Source organism: Sphingobacterium alkalisoli, from assembly GCF_005049105.1.
Taxonomy (GTDB): domain Bacteria; phylum Bacteroidota; class Bacteroidia; order Sphingobacteriales; family Sphingobacteriaceae; genus Sphingobacterium; species Sphingobacterium alkalisoli.
On sequence record NZ_SUKA01000002.1, the window covers coordinates 864,900 to 884,689 of the forward strand.

A 19,790-nucleotide genomic window follows, 5' to 3' on the forward strand; every position below is an offset into this window, starting at 1 on the left:
TCCTTTAAAATTATATAAGCGTTCTGAATCAGGACGCTTTTTTTGTACCCAATTATCGTAGCCTGAGTCTACGACGAGAGTATAATTTGCATTGTATCGATAAGTATGTGCCTTTTCTATTTTTCTATCGCAAATGTTTCGGTCTAAGATTTTGTTCAGCACTCTCTATTATTTCAGTAATACGTTTTTGTCTTGTTGCTGTTGTTTTGGCAAACACAAGCCAGGTCAAAATTATCTTTCTTACCGACTTGCTTAAACTCAAAAAGAAGTCTTTTGCATTAGGTTTGTCAGCAAATGCTACATCCAAGTCTGTTGGAATAATTAACTCTTCAACTTCATCCAGGATTGTCCAAGAGCCATTTTGTTTTGCAGTTTCAATGCTTCTTAATCCTGCTTCAGTCATCAAGCCTTGTTCTATCAGTTTTCTTACTTTTTCTTTATTGATTTTCGACCAAGTGCTTATCGGTTTTCGTTTGCTGAAAAACTGATGTGCCTTTTCTTCGTCTATTTTTACTTTCTTACTGTCTATCCAACCGAAGCACAAAGCAATATTTACAGCTTCACTCCAAGTGATTGATTTTAACGCTGATTTCTTATTATAAAAAACAAGCCACACAGCCTGTTTTGAAACATGATTTTTTTCTAACCATTTTCTCCAAGCGGTGAGGCTTTTTGGATAAAATATTTCTATTTCTTTTTTCTCCATACCGAATTTGTGTTTTTCCCCGACGCCAAAGGGTCGAATGGTGTCTTTTGCATTTTATTTATTTTTAAACTATTTGTCATTGTTGACATTGCAAATGTATAATGGCCGTATGACAGCCCTATGTCAGGGGGGCAAAATCGGGTTAGTTTATTTTGCAAAACATAGCCATCCGTATCCTTGATATTTTCCGTTAATAGGTCAACGTACTTTTGGGTTATTTTGCCATCGTTCATAGGATGTCACTCGTCAAGGTTAAGAGAATGTATACAATTAAAAGTGATAAGTTTTAAAAAATTAAACCAAAATTTCTATTTTTGTAGTCTGTTCTACTATATCTAACATATTATCTGCGTCTTGCTTAAAAGACGAACTCGAAAGAGTATTTAATGCATGGGAATCTTTTGGTTTTTAATGCACAGATAACCGTATCCACTTATTTTATTAAATTTTAAACAAAGAATTGCATATCTAATCGATTGCCCTAACATTTTGTAATGTTCTGCGTATTTCGAAGTGATGATGGCTACACAAAGACCGTAATGAGTAATAGACAGCTAATTAGTAGAGATATTGAGATATTTTATAATAAAGCATCCGAAGAAACCCGACTTGACAAAGGAATGGGCATATTTGAATTCGAAAGAATTAAATCCCTCATAGAAAAATACATTTTCTCGTCGCCTTCAAAAATAATAGATATTGGTGGTGGTACGGGTAAGTATTCGGAATGGCTTGCTAAAAAAGGGCATACGGTTCATTTGGTTGAGCCCGTTTTAAAACATATAAAAATAGCCCAAAGCCGATCAAAAAAACTAAAGAATAAATTCTCTGTGCATATAGGAGAGTCTCGGAAACTGGAGTTTGCAAATAATTATGCAGACCTGATAATACTGCATGGCCCTCTTTATCATCTTCAGCGCAAAGAAGATAGAGAGTCAACCATTTGTGAAGCTAAACGGGTTTTGAAGAATGGTGGAATTATACTGGGTTTTGCTATTAATTATACCGCATCAACTCTGGTCGGTCTTCTAAGTGGATTAATTCACAAACCGTCATTTTTTGAAATGTGCAAAACAGAATTGGCAACCGGGATGCACAACCCACCTGATGATTTCCCTTGGCTTTTAGCGGAAGCATTTTATCACAAACCCGAACAGTTAAGGGATGAATTTATAAATCAAGAATTAGCCTATCTAAACACGTATGCAGTTGAAGGTATGGCATGGTTGGATAAAGATTTTTTTGCCAATATGCAGATTTGCAAAAGGCGAGAGACATTGATAGAACTTATTCAAGTTACTGAAAATGACCCTTATCTTCTATCGTTTAGTCCACATATGATGATAGCTGTTAAAAAAATATAATTATGGAAAATAAAGAAAAATATTACAACGCATTTTACTTTACCTCGATTTCTCTCAAAAACTATTATATTTACCTATCGATCCTCGTTGAGGATCTTTTAAATCTAAAATACAATCAGTTATGAAATATTATTTCGCTTTTATCTGTGCCTTTTTCCTGCTCGATAGTTTATTCGCACAGAGCCCAATTATTATTGAAGGAAGGCTAAAGGGCGTAGAAGAGGGCACAATGATAACACTCATGAAGACGGAAGGGAATGTTGGCATTTCCGTCGCCAAGGACAGTATTGTCAATGGTCGTTTTAGTATCAGTTACTCGCCCGATACCCAAGATCTGGGAGAGTACTCTTTGATGGGAACGGGAGAAGGTTTTCCCTCCATGAGTCTGAGGCTTTGGAGCAAGGCCGGAAATCACATTACCATAGAAGGTAAAGATAAATTAATCTACTCTTGGGATGTGGAAAGTTCGATACCTCAGCAAGCTGAGTGGTCCTATTTTATCAAAGCGAATAAGGAATCATGGGAAGAGTACCAAAAGCTTGTCGCGCAACGGTCTACGCTAATCAATACATATTATGACGACAATGTTAGCAAAGAAGAACGTAAAGTACTCAAAACGCAGATGGATTCCCTCGATAGGCTCGCTTCCTTATATAATTATGAAATAGATAAATCCAACCTGGCACTATTGCAAAAAGAAGGCAAGATGACAGAAGTTAGGTTAGGTGTCCTGAAAGGCATTGCACAGGCCATTAAATGGGATAAACGCGAAGAATTTAGACCCGCCGTCGAGGAACTATATGGCCGACTTAATACTGAAATGAAGGAAAGCCGTTATGGCGAAGAGATAGCGCTGGCATTATACCCTCCCCAAGCTCCGCAAATAGGAGACCCGCTATATGATGCAGCTCTCCACGATCTTACCGATCGTGTTTATCACCTAGCAGATTTTAAAGGTCGGTATATCCTATTGGATTTTTGGAGCTATGGTTGTGGTCCCTGCCATGCATCCGTTCCTGAAATGAAAGAATTGCACGAGAAGTATAGTGATAGTCTTACTATAGTAAGCCTAAGCAGCGACAATAGGAAGATGTGGGAAGAAGCATCCAAGGTTTTCGGTATGACCTGGCTAAATCTCAGTGACGGAAAAGAAAACCGTGGTATATACGCCAAATATGGTATCAACGGGATTCCACATTATGTATTGATTGCACCCGACGGCAAGATTAAAGCGACCTGGACCGGCTACGGAGCCGGAAGCTTGAAACGAAAAATCAGCGAATTCACGGGCATCTCTATTGTGGATCATGCAGATCCAGCGGGTGGGATGGGAGGGACTTAAAATAGGGAAGGCAGCGAGCTGCCTCCCGTTTTACGGAGTTTTTGTTATGTTCCTTTCACATGGTATCTCCTTAGGTATAAACTGCTTCAAATTGTATAAAACGGTTTGGCGCTTAGCGAAATTAGAAGCACTTGACCTGCCGTTTTGCAAAACATATGTTAGCGGGTCGTTGTTTTTTCGTTATTGTCATTCATTTGTAATACTGCCTGTTTTACAGCAACGGCATGTGTTATCGGAGTGAATTTGAAGTAATCATTAAATTTCGAACTATCAAAGTAATATTCTCTATCGTATTGATAATTCATCTCGGCCAATTCTTTCATAACAGGTACAATTAACCCTAATCCTTTAACCATCCAATTAGGCAAAACTGTGAATTTATTTTCTTTACCTAATTCCTTAGCAAAAAGATTAATCCATTCTTCACCTGTTATTCGCTCAGGATCTGTTGGTAAGTTCCAAATTTGATTGTATGCCTCTGGCGTATTTCCAAGCATTGCTGTCCCTTTGGCAAGTTCAGGAACATAGCCCATACTGTGAACAAGTTTGGCATTACAAAACCATTGAGCTTTTTTATCTTTTATGAGATTGTCATAAACAAGATTCATAATAACACTAGACTGCCTTGCGGTACCACCAAAGAAATCCGGTGATCTTGCTATAATAGCCTGCAAATTATTGGTCTCTACATTCTTCAAAATAATTCTATCAACTTCTGCTCTGATTTCACCCTTTTTGCTTGTTGGGCTTATTGGAGAGTTTTCTGTAATGTGGTTCACGTTATTGCCACCAATGGCATATACATTGTCGAAAAATACAAGCTTGGAATTATGCTTGATGCAAGCGTCAACTACGTTTTGAATAAATGGTATCCAATTTTCTTTCCATGCACTTGTTTTATAGGCGAATCCGATGGCAACATAAGTTATATATGATCCCTCTACAGCCTTGAACACGTCTTCTTTTTTGGTAAGGTCGGCAGGATACAATGTATCTGTTTGATTTACCTTTCTTGGATTTCTGCTCACTAACCTTATGTCTGTTGTGTACTCAGATAATGCTTTTGCAAGTTCAATACCAATTGCTCCACCTGCACCTAAAATTGTTTGTTTCATGATTTTATTTTTTTAAAATGTTATTAACTATTGATTTGATAGTACAAATGTAGCTTACCGCTATAAGCTAAAATTGTAAGAAAACGAAATCAGGATTTTGGATTGCAAATGTCCATCTGGAACTTAAGGTATTTAGTTGGGCTAAGATTGATGAAGTGCTTAAAGTCATTGATAAGTTGACTCTGGTCATAGTATCCACATTCGGCAATGACTTCAAACCAATTTACTTTAGAATTGGTGTAAGCGATTTGGTCTATATATGCTATTGCTTTTATAAATCTTGTGTAGCGATTATATTCTTTGGCAGAATACCCAAAGTGTTTTTGATGATTTAGTTGGGTGTTGCGTTCTGTTTGATTATTTTGACTGGCAATGGATTTAATTTGATTTAATGTTTTATCTTTAAAGTTTACTATTTGTTCGGCAATTTTACTTTGGCTTTCAAAATAAGGTAAACTAAACTTTAGAATCTGAGTTACCCTTTCTTGAACATTGATTATGTTATTTAGTTCATGCCACAAAATCATAAAAGAATCTGCGTCAGCTAATCCATCGGGCACGATAGGTAAATCCTGGGCAATAGTTGCATTTCCGAAAAAACGAAAAAAAGCATCATCTTTAAAATTAACTAATAGCATTTCTGCATTGGGGGGCAAAGAGTATTCAATTACATGCTTTATTGGGCCTAGCATCAAGTACTTGTCTACTTCTAAATACGGATTTTGTTTTGATTTAAAATATGGTTTTTCTCCAAAACTGAAGATTAATATGGTTTGGTAGGATGGGATTAACTTTTTTGTGATTGTTTCACTTGTGTTATTCTTCGCAAAATAAAAGTGAGTAAATACCTCTTCATATCCTTCTGGAATGGCTATTCGATAATTGATATAATCAGGGTTGCTGTTTTCCATTGTAGATGTAGATTGGTTTCCTTTTTATTCAGTCGGCAATATAATGCCCGCTAACCGTCTGGGGCTTTTGCCAAGTTTAAATTAGTATCATTTCTGCTATTCTGTTTCAATATCCATTCTTCGTAATAAGTTATCTTCCAATGTGTAGATATGTTTTACTTCACCGTCAAACATTATATTCCCTTGCAAGTCTTTAACAATTTGGTGAACAGTTACTTCTAATGTCCCATTTGGTCTTTGATTAAATCTGATTGGTTCAACAGTTGGATTAATTTCTGACCATTGTCTTGTCCAATAAATTCTTATTTCTTCATGCCCACTCACATAACCACCTTCAAAGGCTTTTGGCCATTGGATGTCTGTGTGAAATGTTGAAAGTGCCGTGTCAATGTCTCTTGAATTAAAAGCTGGATAGGCCTTTTTAATGAGATTTTCAAAATGAGCAATCATATATATTATTTTAAAATTTTTGTTTTATGCGAAAGTTTACCGTTTATAACCATTTGTAAATATTTGTTTTTGATTCTCTTTTAGCTTAGTTGTCTATTTCGGTGATTCTGGGCCAGTTAAAATTAGGAAAAAAATAATAAAGAAGGCGTTTACTTTTAGGTAAGCGTTCCATATAAAGTGATTAACTCTTATTCACGGTAATTTTTAATGTCATTGCTATCGTCTAGGTTCCAATGCCCGCTGTTACCTGCTGCCCTTTATTCTGTTTGTTGCTTCCAAATCTGCTTTTAATGTTGTCAATGCGTTTGTCAATAAACCTTTGATATTTTTGAGTACGACCAAATTAATAAGTCCACGTGCAAAAATGTTTTTCGGAACTATTTTATAAGTCCATTCAATTTTGGTTTGTCCGTTGCTAAGGTCTGTAAATATCCAATCGCCTTCGATTCTTTTTGCTAAAAACCTAAGTTGAGAGGTAAAGTCTTCAATTTGGTATGAAAATGAAGTATGAGGAACAACTGTCAAAAGTTTTTCTTTTGATGTTGAACCATCTTCAAAATAAACAGTTCTTGTCATACCCGCTTTTATCCATTTTTCTGTTTCATCAGTCTTTATGATGGCTGGTAGATTTTTGTGTCTTTTGAAGATGTGTGATAAGTCCACAGGAACAATGTAGTTAAAAGCAGCGTCGATGGGTGCATTAATTGTCATTACGATTTTTGTCTGTGGATACTTTTTGCTGTTTTGAGCAAGGGCAATTCCTGCTATGCCGATTGTTGATCCGCTTGTCATTAAAATTTTTGTCATTGTATTTTTAAATTAGACTACAAATATCGCAAGCTAACTTTTGACAACATTTGCCAAATGGCAAAAACTGAACTAGCGGATATTTTTTCTAATTCTGCTTAGCGACGATTGCGTTATTCCTAAGTAAGAAGCCAATAATGAAAGCGGTATTCTGTTGGCAAGCTGCGGAAATTTGTCAAGGAAACTTATGTAACGGGCCTTAGCATCTTCTGCAAGCATTGGACTGATTCGATTTACTTTTTCAATCAATGACTTTGCTGTAATTTGGTTAATTATGCCATTCCAAGCAATGATTGTAGTTGACAAGTCTTTTAGTTCGTCTGCCGAGAAGATTAAAAGTTTGCAGTCTGTAACTGCCTGCACATACTCGGCAGATGGAATTTGGTAAGTAAAACTATTGAGGTCAACAGCAAAATTATTTTCGTCTATAAAATACCGTGTAATTTCTTCACCCTTATTATTGTAGTAGCAAACTCTTAAAATTCCATTGTCCACGAAAGCAACTTGTCGAGCAATTTTTCCTGCCTCTGAAAAATAGTCATTTTTTTTTAGTTCTATTAATTTCGCCTTGCTTTTTATCAAGTCAATTTGGTACTGATTAAGTTGTCCAAATTGAAGTAAATAATTTATCAAATTTTCCATTGTCGAAAGTTTCCTCAATAGCAGCCATTGCTATTATACAGGTGATCATTTAACGCTATCGTAATTGTTTAGTTGTTGATTGCTCGAATATACGTGTTTATCTGTGCGATAGGGGGCTTTTCTTATTTATTTTTAGTTTAGCTATGCACGTCAGTCTTCCTTACGGCACACGTGGTAAAAATCTAGCGTCAGCTGTTTGTATCACCAAGGTAGCGGAGAGATTTTGATGCAGCTAAAGTTCGTTGGTCTCGGCGCTTCCGTATCTTGGTTTGACCCTGATAATAACTAAAATTTATCGTTACAGTATTACGCAAGTGTTTCATGGTAGTTCAAGTATACACAAATTCTTTTAATAGTTGACTTTTGAACACGATAAGACACGATTCTGTTACTACTAGTGAGTTTTACATAAACGGATATTTGACCAAGTTCCTTGGCTAATATAGCTCCCTTAGATACTGGTGATCGGAAAGCAAAAAGCTCCTCACCAAATACTGTCAGTTTCAAATAGTCAAATTTAAAAATAAAATGTCTCCACTCAAAGGTAGCAGCTCTAATATTCATCTGCGCTCCTTAATAGGTATTATCGAATTACTTTATACCCTTGTTGAGATAATTAATACTTTTGTAAGTAATTAATTCAATGGTTGATTACAGAACATATACTGATCAGGAACTTTTTACACTTTAAAAAAGTGGGCGCTTCGAGGCGTTTACGCAAATCTATGAGCGTTATTTTGGACTTTTGTACCGCCACGCCTATAAAATGCTGCGTGACAGATATCAAGCTGAAGATGTTCTACAGGATGTGTTTCAAATGTTAATAGGAAAAAAAAAGATGAGCTCGAATTACAGCACTCATTGAAAGCTTTTCTGTATTCCAGCGTACGGTTTAAGAATACTAAAGCAATTTCGGCACAATAAGGTTGTTGATTCGTATTTGGCTACACTGAGTGGATTGTCCAAAAATGGAGCAGACAGCGTTGATTTATATATCGAAGAAAAAGAGCTTGCCATGCGTATAGAAGAAGGATTGGCCAAGCTTCCTCCAAAAATGCGTGAAGTGTTCGAACTAAGCAGGATTGATGAATTATCGTACAGTGAAATTGCAGAAAAGCTAAACATCACTAAACATCTGGTCAAAAAGCAGATGAGCAATGCGTTAAAAATTATTTAGATTTTTTTCAAAATAGTTTTTTACTTTTTTTTAAAAAATCTAAATAATGGATGCAATAAACTTCGAATAAAAGCTTACTTATCTTTGATATAAAACCATTTGTAAAATATCCAATAATGATCGAACTTCTTAAACAGAATATCACAGCACACATTTCCCTTTCAGACACTGAAACAGAAGCATTCTACAATTTGTTTCAATACAAAACCATCAAGAAAAAAAGTTTTTTGCTACGAGAAGGCGAAGTTTGCAAATTTGAGGGTTTTGTTGTCAAAGGGCTTTTCCGAGTGTATCACATTGATCAAAATGGATTCGAACAAGTACTTTATTTCGCCATAGAAAATTGGTGGATAACCGACATCGACAGCTTTACCAATGAAAGGTCATCGCAACTTTTTATAGAAGCTCTTGAAGATAGTGAGGTGCTTTTAATTTCTAAAAAAGACAAGGAGTTTGCCTATGAAAATTTACCTAAAATAGAAAAATTATTCAGGGTAATGACTCAAAAAACGCATGTGGCTCTTCAACGCAGAATGATTGATAATTTAAGTAAAACAGCAGAACTTCGTTACATCGAATTTGTTGAAAAATATCCGCAACTAATTCAACGTCTTTCCAACATTCAAATAGCTGCCTATTTGGGAATTACTAATGTGTTTCTGAGTAATATTCGAAGGAAAATTGCCTACAAAAAATAAATTTTCAATGTTTGGTTTATTAAACTAGTTTAATGTTTTTGAAGGGGCGAAGGTCGCATCTTTGTAATATCAATTTTAAAAAATATAAAAATGAAATCGAAGATTATTTCAACAGCAGTATTAACCATCTTAATTTTATTCAATATGGAAACACAGGCACAAAGTTTCAAAACCATAGAAACTAAAAATTTAAAGCTTCAGGTTTACAACGCATCCGAAAACAGTTTTGGTGTCGCATCAGTAATTATATCTGGAAAAAATGAAGCTGTCTTGATAGATGCTCAGTTTACTTTGGCGGATGCCGAAAAAGTAGCACAGGAAATTAAAGCAAATGGCAAAAAACTAACTACTATTTTTGTTTCTCACGGAGATCCTGATTTTTACTTCGGACTGGAAGTTTTCAAAAGATATTTTCCGGAAGTTACCGCTTATGCTTCTCCTGCAACAGTAGAACATATCAAGGCTACGGCTCAAAAGAAATTAGAAGTTTGGGGTGAAAGATTGGGCAAAAACATTACATCAAATGCAATTTTACCTCAGGTTTTAAAAGGAAACAGTATTGAATTGGAAGGTAAGCAATTAGAAATCGTTGGTTTGGAAGAATTTCCAAATAAAACATTTGTGTGGATTCCTTCCATAAAAACTGCTGTAGGCGGAATCAATGTTTTTGGAACAACGTTCAACCTTTGGATGGCAGATGCCCAAACTCCGGGAGCTCGCAAAAACTGGATTGGTGTTTTAGATAAAATCATGGATTTGAATCCTGAAATCGTAATTCCGGCTCACGCAAATTCAAATTCTCCATTTGATTTAACGGCCGTAAATCATACGAAAAGCTATATTCAATTCTACGAAGAAGCTTTGAAAACAAACAAAACTTCTGAAGCTTTAATCAAAGCTTTAAAAGTAAAATATCCAACATTAACCTTTGAAACAGCATTACAAATTGGAGCAAAAGTAAACACCGGCGAAATGAAATGGTAAAATCAATCTTCTACAGCTTGGCAATGCTTTTGGTATTGTCAAGCTGTTCTTTAAATAAAGAAAAAATGACAGATCTTGACATTGTAAAAAGTACTTACGAAGGAAAAACTTCGGAAGAAAACGGTAAAAATTTGGCTAAATATGTAGCTGATGATATTTCCTGGACAGAAGCCAAAGGTTTTCCATACGCAGGAACTTATATCGGTTTAGAAAACGTAACCAAAAATGTTTTCAGCAGATTAGGAAGCGAGTGGATTGAGTACAAATTTACTCCCGAAGATTATGTCGCCAGTGATGATAAAGTGGTAGCTTACGGCACCTATACTGGAATATATAAAATCTCTGGAAAATCATTTACGGCCAGAGTTGCCCACGTTTGGAAATTGAAGGAAAGTAAAATTATAAGTTTTGAACAGTTTGTAGATAGCCAGCCGATAATTGATGCTATGAAATAAAAGTTGTTTTTTTCATATCTTGCATTCTTTTAAAGTAATTACTAAATCAAATGCACGAAAGATTAATCACCTACATCAATAATCACAGTAAAGCACCACTAACTATCGAGGAGGAAGCCTTAATTACAGCTTCTTTTCAACCTAAAAAACTAAGAAAAAAACAATATTTTTTACAAGAAGGCGATGTATGTAAGCACACCAGTTTTATTGTGAAAGGTGCTATGAGACAATACAGTGTGGATGATAAAGGAGTTGAACATATTGTGCATCTCTACATAGAAAACTACTGGGCAAGTGACAGAGAAAGCATGATTATGCTTACTCCTTCAAAGTATAATATTGATGCTTGGGAAGATACAGAATTACTCATTATTACTAGAGCTGATATGTTAGATCTGATGGAGAAAATACCTGCTTTGGTAGAAATGATAAGACAAATGGATGAAAGAAATGCCATTGCCAACCAACGAAGACTGAACTCTACTATCAGTAATACGGCTGAAAAACGTTATGAAGAATTTGCTGAACACCATCCTCAATTTATACAACGGTTTCCGCAACACCTCATTGCCTCCTTTCTAGGGATTACTAAAGAAACACTTAGCAGGATTAGAAAACAAAGCCTCAGATAAATATAATTTTATAAAACCGTTGATAAATATCAACGGTTTTTTTTATCATATCTCATTGTTATGAAGCTTCCCTTTGATGCAACTTTGCCCTATCAAAATCAATTAAAAAAATAACATTAAAATTTAATTCAAATGGAAAATTCAAAAAACACACCAGCTACTCAACTTCTTCGTAAGAGTTTAGACACCTTTCTTGCCAAAGATATGAAAGGCTGGTCAGAGCTTTGTGCTGAAGATGTCGTAGCCGAATTCCCTTTTGCACCGGAAGGTTCACAAGCACGATTTGAAGGTCGCGAAGCACTTTATGCTTACCTAAAAGATTACCCAAGTTATATCGACGTAAAATCACTTCCAACATTAAAAATATATGGAACGGATGACGAAAATGTAGCCATCGCAGAATGGAGTGCATCAGGTGTAGTAATAGGAAATGGTAATCCGTATGAAATGAGCTATGCCACTTTCGTTACCTTCCGTGATGGACTTATTGTAAACTATCGTGAATATTGGAATCCACAAGCCTTTCAAAAAGCAATGAGCGGTGGAAGTTTTGCAGCTGAGTAATATTTCTGTAAAGCTAACCTAGCATCCAATAGTAAAGCTGTCTCAAAAAACTGAGGCAGCTTTTTTTTGCATAATTTTTTTTCATTTGAAGGAAAGTGCTTGCTATTGATAAATATCAACGGATTTTTTTATCATATCGCATCGTTTTAAGGCAAGTTCCTGTCGCAATTTTACAGGATAAAATTTATTTAAAAATAACTCTAAAATTTAAAAATCATGGAAGTTAAAAAGTATAAGTATTATGCTGGCGGCGTCTGGCGAGATGCAGAAAACGGTCGGACATTTGATGACCTAGAACCTTATAGCGGTAAGGTCTTTGCCAAAATTGCAGCAGCCAGCAAAAAGGATATGCAAATCGCGATTGATGCAGCAGCAAAAGCTTACCCTGCTTGGGCAGCTACAACTCCTGCTCAAAGATCAGAACTGCTATTTAAAGCAGCTGCAATCATCAAAAGAAGACGTTCTGAAATGGCTGAAATCCTTGCAAAGGAGACAGGTAGTACTATTTCATTTGCCACATTTCAGCAAGATTTACTTGCCCAAAGCTTAGAATTAGGTGCTGGGTGGGCTTATGAAAATAAAGGAGAAGTATTGCAAACCAATGTACCCGGTTCCTTCTCGATAGGTGTTCGCAGGCCTTTAGGCGTTGTAGCTAGCTTTACACCTTGGAACGGTGCTAGCATACTTTCTTGGCGTACTGTAATTTCCCCTATAATTGCAGGAAACACCGTTGTTGTTAAGCCATCTGAATATGCTCCCATTTCAGCAGGTCTGATGATTGCCGAAATTGCTGAAGAAGCAGGATTTCCTCCCGGTGTCATAAACGTGGTTACACATGCTCCAGGGGAAGCTGGTGAATTGTCTGATGCTATATTCGAGGATTCAAACGTAAGAGTAATCAATCTGATTGGAGGTATTAAAACGGCAAAATACTTAGGAGAACGTGCTGGTAAAACGTTGAAAAGAACAGTATTTGAATTGGGAGGATACAACCCAATGATCATCTTAAATGATGTAAACGTTGATGATGCTGTAAAGGCAGCTACATTTGGTTCTTTCTTTCATCAGGGTCAAATATGTATGAATACTAGAAAAATTATCATTCAACGTAAGATTTATGATGAATTCCTTGAAAAATTTATTGCCAGAACCAATGCATTACCATTTGGAGATCCTGAAAACCCCACAACTATAATAGGTCCGCTAATCAATCAGGCTGCTGTTGATACTGTAAGCGAACGTATTAAGGATGCTGTAAGCAAAGGTGCTAAAGTCCAAGCAGGAGGTTTTAACGAAGGCCTTGTTTACCATCCTACTATCCTAACAGATGTCCCTTATGATGCTATTGCATCTAACGAGGAGACTTTTGGTCCTTTAGTAATTGTTGAAGCAGTGGATACTGTTGAGGAAGCAATTGCAATTGCAAATCGCACTGATTATGGCTTGGTTTCATCCATTTTTACCAATGATACTTATAAAGGGTTTGAGTTGGCTCCAAGAATACTACATGGTGTGGTTAATGTAAATTCTCCTACAGTAAATGAAGAAACTCATGCTCCTATGGGTGGAGTTAAAAATAGTGGCTGGGGTCGTACTGGTCCTCATAGTTTGGAAGATTTTACAGAAATGATTTGGATCAATTCCCGTAGCACACCTCAACAATATCCATTTTAATAAATTGAATATTTTCAAGTGCAAAGTGCTGTAATTAGCATTTTGTACTTGATTTTAAACTGACAATTATGAGTTTGACTATTGATACACACCATCACATGTTGCCGAATTTCTTCTACGAGGCAACAAATGATAAAGAAAATCCTGTTGGAGGCTCAAAGCCACAGGTTTGGACTACTGAAAAATCCTTGGCTTTTATGGATGAAATGGGAATTGATATCGCCATTACATCCATCAGCACACCCGGAATCCAACTATTCGATTCAAAAGCTTCAAAGAGATTAGCAAGAGAATGCAATGATTTTGCAGCCTCACTAATTCAACAGCATCCAAAACGTTTTGGAGCATTGGCAAGTGTTCCGATGCCTAACTTAGATGATGCTATTGAAGAAATCTGCTATGCCCTTGATGTGCTTAAACTTGACGGAGTGGTGCTTTTCACTAACTCACAAGGCATTTACCTTGGAGACAAAAGGATGAAACCGTTGTTTAAAGAATTACACCGTCGTAAAGCAACCGTCTTTATTCATCCAAATGCATCTCCAGATCCCATAGCACATACGCTTGGTATTACAGATAATCTCATTGATTTCCCTAGTGATACCACAAGAGCAATTGCACAGATGCACTATGGCGGAACTTTTGCGGAAACGCCGGATGTAAAATATATCTTTTCACATGCCGGTGGCACTGCACCCTACTTGGCTGGACGATTTGCCATAGTGGATGAAATGCAGATCATGGGAGACAGTTCGATTACAGGGACTTTCGCGGAAACTTTTCGCCGACTGTACTGGGATACAGCATTAGCATGGTCTGATCCTGTCATTAATAACCTTAAGCATGTAGCGGACTTAGATAAGGTACTATTCGGAACAGATTTTCCTTATGTACGCAATGATATAGCCTTGAAAGGGAAAGTAGCATTAGAAAATAGCTTCAACCTTTCAAAAGTGGAGAAACAAAAAATTTTTAGTGGCAATGCACTAGAATTATTTCCAAGATTTAAATAATTAATAATAAACTAAAATTATGACAGACCAAGAAAAAATTAGAGTTGCTGGTGAATATTTCGTCAGAGTAGATAATGGTAGTCCGGAAGTCCTTGACTTATTTCATGAAGATGTTGAACTATATTTTCCAAAATTTGGATTTGGATTTGGAAAAGAATCCTTTTTTGAAATGATAAAAGGATTCGATGGAAGTCTTGAATTTATCCAACACGATTATGATCAACTGAAGTTTATGCCATCAGGCGATTTTGTAATTGTTGAAGGAACCTCAAAAGGAAAACTTTCGGGTAAAGATTGGCAAGGAGGCAAAACACCTGGCGGACGTTTTTGCAACGTTTTCAAATTTCGGGATAATCTGATTGCTAGTGTCCACATTTATCTTGATCCCGACTATACTGGAGAGGATAAAGCAAGGTTCAAATGGGGAGAAAACCGAACCTGGTAAATTAAAAAGCGTTGACATTTGTCAACGTTTTTTTTTATCATATCGCATCGTTTTAAGGAGTGTTTCTGCCTGAATTTTACATTACAAAAAATCAACAAAATTAATCATCTAAAAATTAGAAAAAATGAAGACAAACAAAATTATTTATTGGGCAACAACGGGAATTATTAGTGCTATGATGATATTTAGTGCTTATGGCTATTTTTCAAATCCAGACATGAAAGCAGCATTCGTACATTTAGGATTTCCAGATTATTTCAGAATTGAACTTGGGGTTCTGAAAGTTTTTGGAGCACTAACATTAATCATTCCACAGGTTCCAAATAAAATTAAATCATTTGCTTATTTCGGGTTTGCATTAACATTTGTTTCTGCTTTTATAGCTCATTTTGCTAGTGGAGATCCGGCATCTGTATCAGCCACACCAATCACATTTTTAGTGATTTTAGGTGTATCCTTTTACTTTCAGAACAAATTAAAAGTAACCAAATAAAACTATAAAATCGCCATAAAAACAGAGTTTACAAAGTGAAAATACTTAAAATCAAAAAGGTAATAGCATTTGTTACCGCGAAAAAATAATACGTGAAGATATGAAAAAGGAAACGAGTTTTTCAACAAAAGGAAACAGAGCTAATTTAGGTCCTCTAAGTATCAATCGAATGTTACCCAATCGGTACGCCAATAAAGTAGGCCCGTTTGTGTTTCTTGATTATGTAGCACCGGCAATTAAAGAAACAATCACTAAAAATGGTATGGGTGCTCATCCACATCGAGGTATTGCCACCTTAACATACATACTTCAAGGCGAGGTAGAACATTTTGACAGTGCTGGTAACGGAGGTAAGATTTATTCAGGCGGTGCACAATGGATGAAAGCCGGAAATGGGATTATACATGATGAAAACTTTAATTATGATTCCCAAACAGATAGCAAATTTATCGAAGGCTTTCAATTTTGGATCAATCTGCCTGCAAAAAACAAAGCCGAAAACCCTGAACACATGGCCATTCAAGCCAATGAAGTACCACAAAAAGTACTGCAAAATCAAAAGGGTTGGATAAAAGTTATAATAGGGAATTATGAAGAATTAAATTCAAAAATACCTAATTATTCCGAGCAGTTTTTATACCATATTCATTTGGAAGCTGATAAACAGTTTTCAATTAGCATAAAAGATAAAATAGAAGTTGCAGCTTTCTTACCAACAAAAAATGCACTTCTTAACGATACTGAATTTCAAGCAGGTGAATTTGTAGAGTTTGGCAGAAAAGCAGGAGAAATTGAAATAAAAAACACGACCGAAAAAGCCATTGACATTATCTTATTTGGTGGAGAAGAATACACAGAACCAATGGTTGCCGAAGGGCCTTTTGTAATGAATTCATTAGGAGAAATAGCGGATGCTTACAGAGATTTTTATGCAGGTAAATATGGTCAAATTAAATCAATTAAAAAAAGTGCTTAAAATGAAATTATTAGAACCAAAAAAAATAGGAAATTTAATCTTGTCCAACAGTATGGCAATGGCTCCAATGACAAGAGCCAGGTCAGAAAATAATGGAACGGTAAACGATTTAAACGTATTGTACTATACACAACGAGCAAGTGCTGGTTTGATAATTACAGAAGGAATCAACATTTCAGAACAAGCAAAAGGGAGTCCGTTTACGCCAGGAATATTTATGGAAGCCCAGATTGAAAGCTGGCAAAAAGTAACCGATGCCGTACACCAAAATGGAGGCAAAATTTTCGCCCAACTTTGGCATACAGGTCGTGTGGGACATTCCATTGATAGAAATGGTGTATTAGCTGTTGCACCATCAGCACTTGCTATTGAGGGACAACAACATTTTACTTCACAAGGTATGAAAGCATACGAAGTACCAAGAGCTTTGGAAACAAATGAAGTCAAACATATAGTTCAAGACTATAAGCATGCTGCTATAAATGCTATTAAGGCAGGTTTTGATGGAGTAGAATTGCATGCTGCTACAGGCTATCTCCCTAATCAATTCTTAGCGGAAAGTGCAAATCAAAGAACCGATGAATATGGTGGAAACATAGAAAATCGAAGTCGATTCATTCTAGAGGTAATGCAGGAAATGGCAGCAGCTATCGGAGAAGACAAAGTAGGCATCAAACTGTCTCCAAGCATACCGTTTAATAGTATTCTCGATAGCGACCCAATTGCGACTTACTCTTATTTGATTAAAGAATTAAACCACTTGCCTCTAGCATATATCCACCTGATGAATGCGTTGTTTCTTCCAGAGGAGGGTCTGGAACAATATCCTAGAGATGTGATGGGAACATTAGGAACACTAACCAAACATCTAATAATTGCCAATGCAGGATACACTCGCGAAACAGGCGAACAAGAATTAGAAAAAGGAATTGCCCAAATCATTTCATTCGGTGTGCCTTTTATCGCCAACCCTGATTTACCGAAACGTTTTGAGCAAAACGCAACATTAAACGAGCCGGATCGTGCTACGTTTTATGGCGGAAATGAAAAAGGTTACACAGATTATCCAACTTTATAAACGGAAAAATGAAAATTTTACATATCATATCAAGTCCAAGAGGAGAAGCTTCTCAAACCATACAATTGGGTAACTCCATCGTTAAAAAACTAGTAGCAAAAAATGAAAAAGCCTCTATCATCACACGAGATATTACCACAGAAATAGTACCTTATCTTATTGGCACTCATATTCAATCTTTTAATACCCCACCGGAAAACCGTTCAGCAGAGCAGTTAGAATTAATTAAACTTTCAGACATATTAATTGCAGAAGTGCTGGATGCTGATATCATCGTCATTGGAGCTCCTATGTATAATTTCGGAATTCCTGCGGTACTAAAAAGCTGGATAGACTATTTGGCAAGAGCTGGAGTAGCCTTTACTTATACGGCTGATGGCCCTGTGGGCTTAATTCAGGGTAAAAAAGTATTCCTTGCCATTGGATCAGGTGGTGTTTACAGTGAAGGTGATTATAAGGCATTTGATTTTATCGAACCTTACTTAAGAACCTCTTTAGGTTTTTTCGGAATGACCGATATTACCGCATTCCGTATCGAAGGAGTTTCGGTTTCCGCACTTAAAGACAATGCAATGCAAGTGGCTTTAGAAAAATTAAGTGTTTTAGATTAAAGTCCATTAAATAAAAAAACGGTAGTTGCAAAATTATTGATAAATGTCAACAGTTTTTTTTATTGTTTGTCATCTTTATCAACACCCTGTTGAATGTAATTTTGAACTAACAAATCATTAAAAATCAAAAAAATGTCAGCAACACAAAATTCAGACAGAAAACAATATGATTTTATCATAGTAGGTGGCGGTTCAGCAGGAGCTGTAATGGCGTCACGTTTGAGCGAAAAAAATAATCAACATGTTTTATTAATTGAAGGTGGCAACGCCTACCCTTCTTGGGGGTATCCAAGTGCCATTTCAAGTGCCAACAACCCTGGAGGTGATGCAGAACACAACTGGGGGTTTCAATCGGAACCAACTACTTATGGTAACAAAATCGATTTGCCAAGAGGAAAAGTGTTGGGCGGTAGCTCTGCTATCAATGGTGCTGTTGCACTACGAGCTCGTCCTGAAGATTTTGAAAACTGGAATCTTCCCGGATGGTCTTTCGAAGAAATGCTTCCTTATTTTAAAAAGTTGGAAAAAAGCGATTCCGGAGATAAAGAGCTCCACGGATTTGATGGACCACTACCTGTTCGCCAACTATTACGCAACGATTTGACATCGGTTCAAAGGGCATTTGTTGATGCAACGGTAAATGTTGGCTACAAACTTGTCGAAGATTTTGATAGTGCCGAAGCCAATGGAGTTGGCCCTTACAGAATGAACGTGGTAAATGGTGTACGGGTCAATACCGGAATGGCATACCTTTCAAATGAAGAGCGGGAACGTGAAAATTTGACAATTGTATCACAAGCCATTGTTGACCGAGTTCTATTTGAAGATAAAAAAGCGATTGGTATTGTATTGGCAAATGGCGAAGAGTTTTTTGCTAACGAAATTATCCTTTCTGGTGGTACTTACGGAAGTGCTGCCATATTACTAAGATCTGGAATTGGAGACAAAAAAGACTTGGAACAACTTTCTATACCAGTCATTGCCGATCTTCCAGTTGGTAAAAATATAAAAGACCATCCTTTCCATTATGCGGCTTTTGCTTTACACAAGGAAATGGTCGAAAGCAAGTCGCCACCAATCGCTGCCAAGTTATGGACTTCAACCTCCAAGGCCAAAGAAGGAGAATTAGACCTTCACATCACGGCTACGCATCTTTTTCCTGATGAATACAGCCCTACACAAATGGGATTTGTTTTAGGAGTAGCGGTAACCACGCCAACTTCAAAAGGAAAAGTGTGGATAGAAACTAAAGACCCAAATAGTAACCCAAAGGTTGATCTCAACTTTCTTAATGATAAAGGAGATACGGAACGAATGATTGAAGGAGCTAAAATAGCAAGGCAGATTGCCGCAACTGCTCCGTTTTCTGACTTTATTCATTCCGAAATTGCTCCGGGTATTTCAGTGCAAACGGATGAAGAACTGGAAGTAGCCATCAAACAAAGCATAGCGAGTTATGCCCACCCCACAAGCAGTGCTCCAATGGGAAGCCTAAATTCTAAAGAAGCAGTGGTTGATTTGGAAGGCAAAGTGCATCACGTAGAAGGACTTCGTGTAGTCGATGCTTCTATTTTTCCAGATATTATTTCGGCAGCCACAAATATAACTGTGATTGCTGTTGCAGAAAAAATAGCCCACAAAATACTAAACTAA

At 36.6% G+C, this 19,790-nt stretch carries 23 protein-coding genes; 17 read left to right on the forward strand and 6 right to left on the reverse strand.

The features are described from left to right. Positions 1-124: 124 nt before the first annotated feature. Positions 125-706 (reverse strand): YdeI/OmpD-associated family protein, encoded by a 582-nt coding sequence (locus tag FAZ19_RS09340; RefSeq protein ID WP_136820431.1) that lies wholly within the window; start codon positions 704-706, stop codon positions 125-127. A 539-nt stretch (positions 707-1,245) separates the two neighbouring features. On the opposite strand from FAZ19_RS09340, the gene FAZ19_RS09345 reads away from it, so the two are divergent. Continuing rightward, the gene (locus FAZ19_RS09345; RefSeq protein WP_136820432.1) at positions 1,246-2,070 is read left to right on the forward strand and encodes a class I SAM-dependent methyltransferase; all 825 of its coding nucleotides are present in this window, start codon (positions 1,246-1,248) and stop codon (positions 2,068-2,070) included. A gap of 121 nt (positions 2,071-2,191) precedes the next feature. Next, complete coding sequence (locus tag FAZ19_RS09350; RefSeq protein WP_136820433.1) at positions 2,192-3,412, forward strand: TlpA family protein disulfide reductase; 1,221 nt, start codon at positions 2,192-2,194, stop codon at positions 3,410-3,412. A gap of 158 nt (positions 3,413-3,570) precedes the next feature. Here the strand turns inward: FAZ19_RS09350 and FAZ19_RS09355 are convergent, their stop codons facing one another. The 5 genes from FAZ19_RS09355 to FAZ19_RS09375 form a co-directional block, all read right to left on the reverse strand. Then, positions 3,571-4,527: an NAD-dependent epimerase/dehydratase family protein gene (locus tag FAZ19_RS09355; RefSeq protein WP_136820434.1), complete on the reverse strand. Its 957-nt coding sequence runs from the start codon at positions 4,525-4,527 to the stop codon at positions 3,571-3,573. Between the two features lie 89 nt (positions 4,528-4,616). Then, a complete protein-coding gene (locus FAZ19_RS09360; RefSeq protein WP_136820435.1) occupies positions 4,617-5,438 on the reverse strand; it encodes a helix-turn-helix domain-containing protein in 822 nt (273 codons plus the stop codon). A gap of 96 nt (positions 5,439-5,534) precedes the next feature. Further along, entirely contained in the window at positions 5,535-5,888 is a 354-nt protein-coding gene (locus tag FAZ19_RS09365) for a nuclear transport factor 2 family protein (RefSeq protein ID WP_136820436.1), read from the reverse strand. A 243-nt stretch (positions 5,889-6,131) separates the two neighbouring features. Continuing rightward, the gene (locus tag FAZ19_RS09370) at positions 6,132-6,695 is read right to left on the reverse strand and encodes an SRPBCC family protein (RefSeq protein WP_229707366.1); all 564 of its coding nucleotides are present in this window, start codon (positions 6,693-6,695) and stop codon (positions 6,132-6,134) included. 72 nt (positions 6,696-6,767) lie between these two features. Next, positions 6,768-7,337 carry a Crp/Fnr family transcriptional regulator gene (locus FAZ19_RS09375; protein ID WP_136820437.1) on the reverse strand — a complete coding sequence of 190 codons (570 nt, stop codon included), beginning with the start codon at positions 7,335-7,337 and terminating at the stop codon, positions 6,768-6,770. A gap of 721 nt (positions 7,338-8,058) precedes the next feature. On the opposite strand from FAZ19_RS09375, the gene FAZ19_RS24465 reads away from it, so the two are divergent. The 15 genes from FAZ19_RS24465 to FAZ19_RS09450 all read left to right on the forward strand — a co-directional run bounded on the left by FAZ19_RS24465 (position 8,059) and on the right by FAZ19_RS09450 (position 19,790). Further along, positions 8,059-8,202: an RNA polymerase sigma factor gene (locus FAZ19_RS24465; RefSeq protein ID WP_136820525.1), complete on the forward strand. Its 144-nt coding sequence runs from the start codon at positions 8,059-8,061 to the stop codon at positions 8,200-8,202. Between the two features lie 75 nt (positions 8,203-8,277). After that, positions 8,278-8,514, forward strand: coding sequence for a sigma-70 family RNA polymerase sigma factor (locus tag FAZ19_RS09385; protein WP_136820438.1), 237 nt, complete (start codon positions 8,278-8,280; stop codon positions 8,512-8,514). 116 nt (positions 8,515-8,630) lie between these two features. Beyond that, positions 8,631-9,212: a Crp/Fnr family transcriptional regulator gene (locus tag FAZ19_RS09390; RefSeq protein WP_136820439.1), complete on the forward strand. Its 582-nt coding sequence runs from the start codon at positions 8,631-8,633 to the stop codon at positions 9,210-9,212. A gap of 90 nt (positions 9,213-9,302) precedes the next feature. Next, positions 9,303-10,196 (forward strand): MBL fold metallo-hydrolase, encoded by an 894-nt coding sequence (locus tag FAZ19_RS09395; RefSeq protein ID WP_136820440.1) that lies wholly within the window; start codon positions 9,303-9,305, stop codon positions 10,194-10,196. Continuing rightward, positions 10,190-10,651, forward strand: a complete 462-nt coding sequence (locus tag FAZ19_RS09400; RefSeq protein ID WP_211245468.1) for a nuclear transport factor 2 family protein — start codon at positions 10,190-10,192, stop codon at positions 10,649-10,651. Before FAZ19_RS09395 ends, FAZ19_RS09400 begins: the two co-directional genes overlap by 7 nt. Positions 10,652-10,701: 50 nt before the next feature. Next, entirely contained in the window at positions 10,702-11,283 is a 582-nt protein-coding gene (locus FAZ19_RS09405) for a Crp/Fnr family transcriptional regulator (protein ID WP_136820441.1), read from the forward strand. A 132-nt stretch (positions 11,284-11,415) separates the two neighbouring features. Beyond that, positions 11,416-11,847, forward strand: coding sequence for a nuclear transport factor 2 family protein (locus FAZ19_RS09410; protein ID WP_136820442.1), 432 nt, complete (start codon positions 11,416-11,418; stop codon positions 11,845-11,847). Between the two features lie 216 nt (positions 11,848-12,063). Further along, positions 12,064-13,521, forward strand: coding sequence for an aldehyde dehydrogenase family protein (locus FAZ19_RS09415; RefSeq protein ID WP_136820443.1), 1,458 nt, complete (start codon positions 12,064-12,066; stop codon positions 13,519-13,521). Positions 13,522-13,589: 68 nt separating this feature from the next. Further along, positions 13,590-14,534 (forward strand): amidohydrolase family protein, encoded by a 945-nt coding sequence (locus tag FAZ19_RS09420; RefSeq protein WP_136820444.1) that lies wholly within the window; start codon positions 13,590-13,592, stop codon positions 14,532-14,534. Between the two features lie 19 nt (positions 14,535-14,553). Continuing rightward, positions 14,554-14,979 carry a nuclear transport factor 2 family protein gene (locus FAZ19_RS09425; RefSeq protein ID WP_136820445.1) on the forward strand — a complete coding sequence of 142 codons (426 nt, stop codon included), beginning with the start codon at positions 14,554-14,556 and terminating at the stop codon, positions 14,977-14,979. Positions 14,980-15,103: 124 nt separating this feature from the next. Further along, positions 15,104-15,472 (forward strand): DoxX family protein, encoded by a 369-nt coding sequence (locus FAZ19_RS09430; RefSeq protein ID WP_136820446.1) that lies wholly within the window; start codon positions 15,104-15,106, stop codon positions 15,470-15,472. Positions 15,473-15,572: 100 nt separating this feature from the next. Continuing rightward, a complete protein-coding gene (locus FAZ19_RS09435) occupies positions 15,573-16,448 on the forward strand; it encodes a pirin family protein (RefSeq protein ID WP_136820447.1) in 876 nt (291 codons plus the stop codon). A gap of 1 nt (position 16,449) precedes the next feature. After that, complete coding sequence (locus FAZ19_RS09440) at positions 16,450-17,526, forward strand: alkene reductase (RefSeq protein ID WP_136820448.1); 1,077 nt, start codon at positions 16,450-16,452, stop codon at positions 17,524-17,526. Between the two features lie 8 nt (positions 17,527-17,534). Further along, positions 17,535-18,137, forward strand: a complete 603-nt coding sequence (locus tag FAZ19_RS09445) for an FMN-dependent NADH-azoreductase (protein WP_136820449.1) — start codon at positions 17,535-17,537, stop codon at positions 18,135-18,137. 132 nt (positions 18,138-18,269) lie between these two features. Continuing rightward, positions 18,270-19,790: a GMC family oxidoreductase gene (locus tag FAZ19_RS09450; RefSeq protein WP_136820450.1), complete on the forward strand. Its 1,521-nt coding sequence runs from the start codon at positions 18,270-18,272 to the stop codon at positions 19,788-19,790.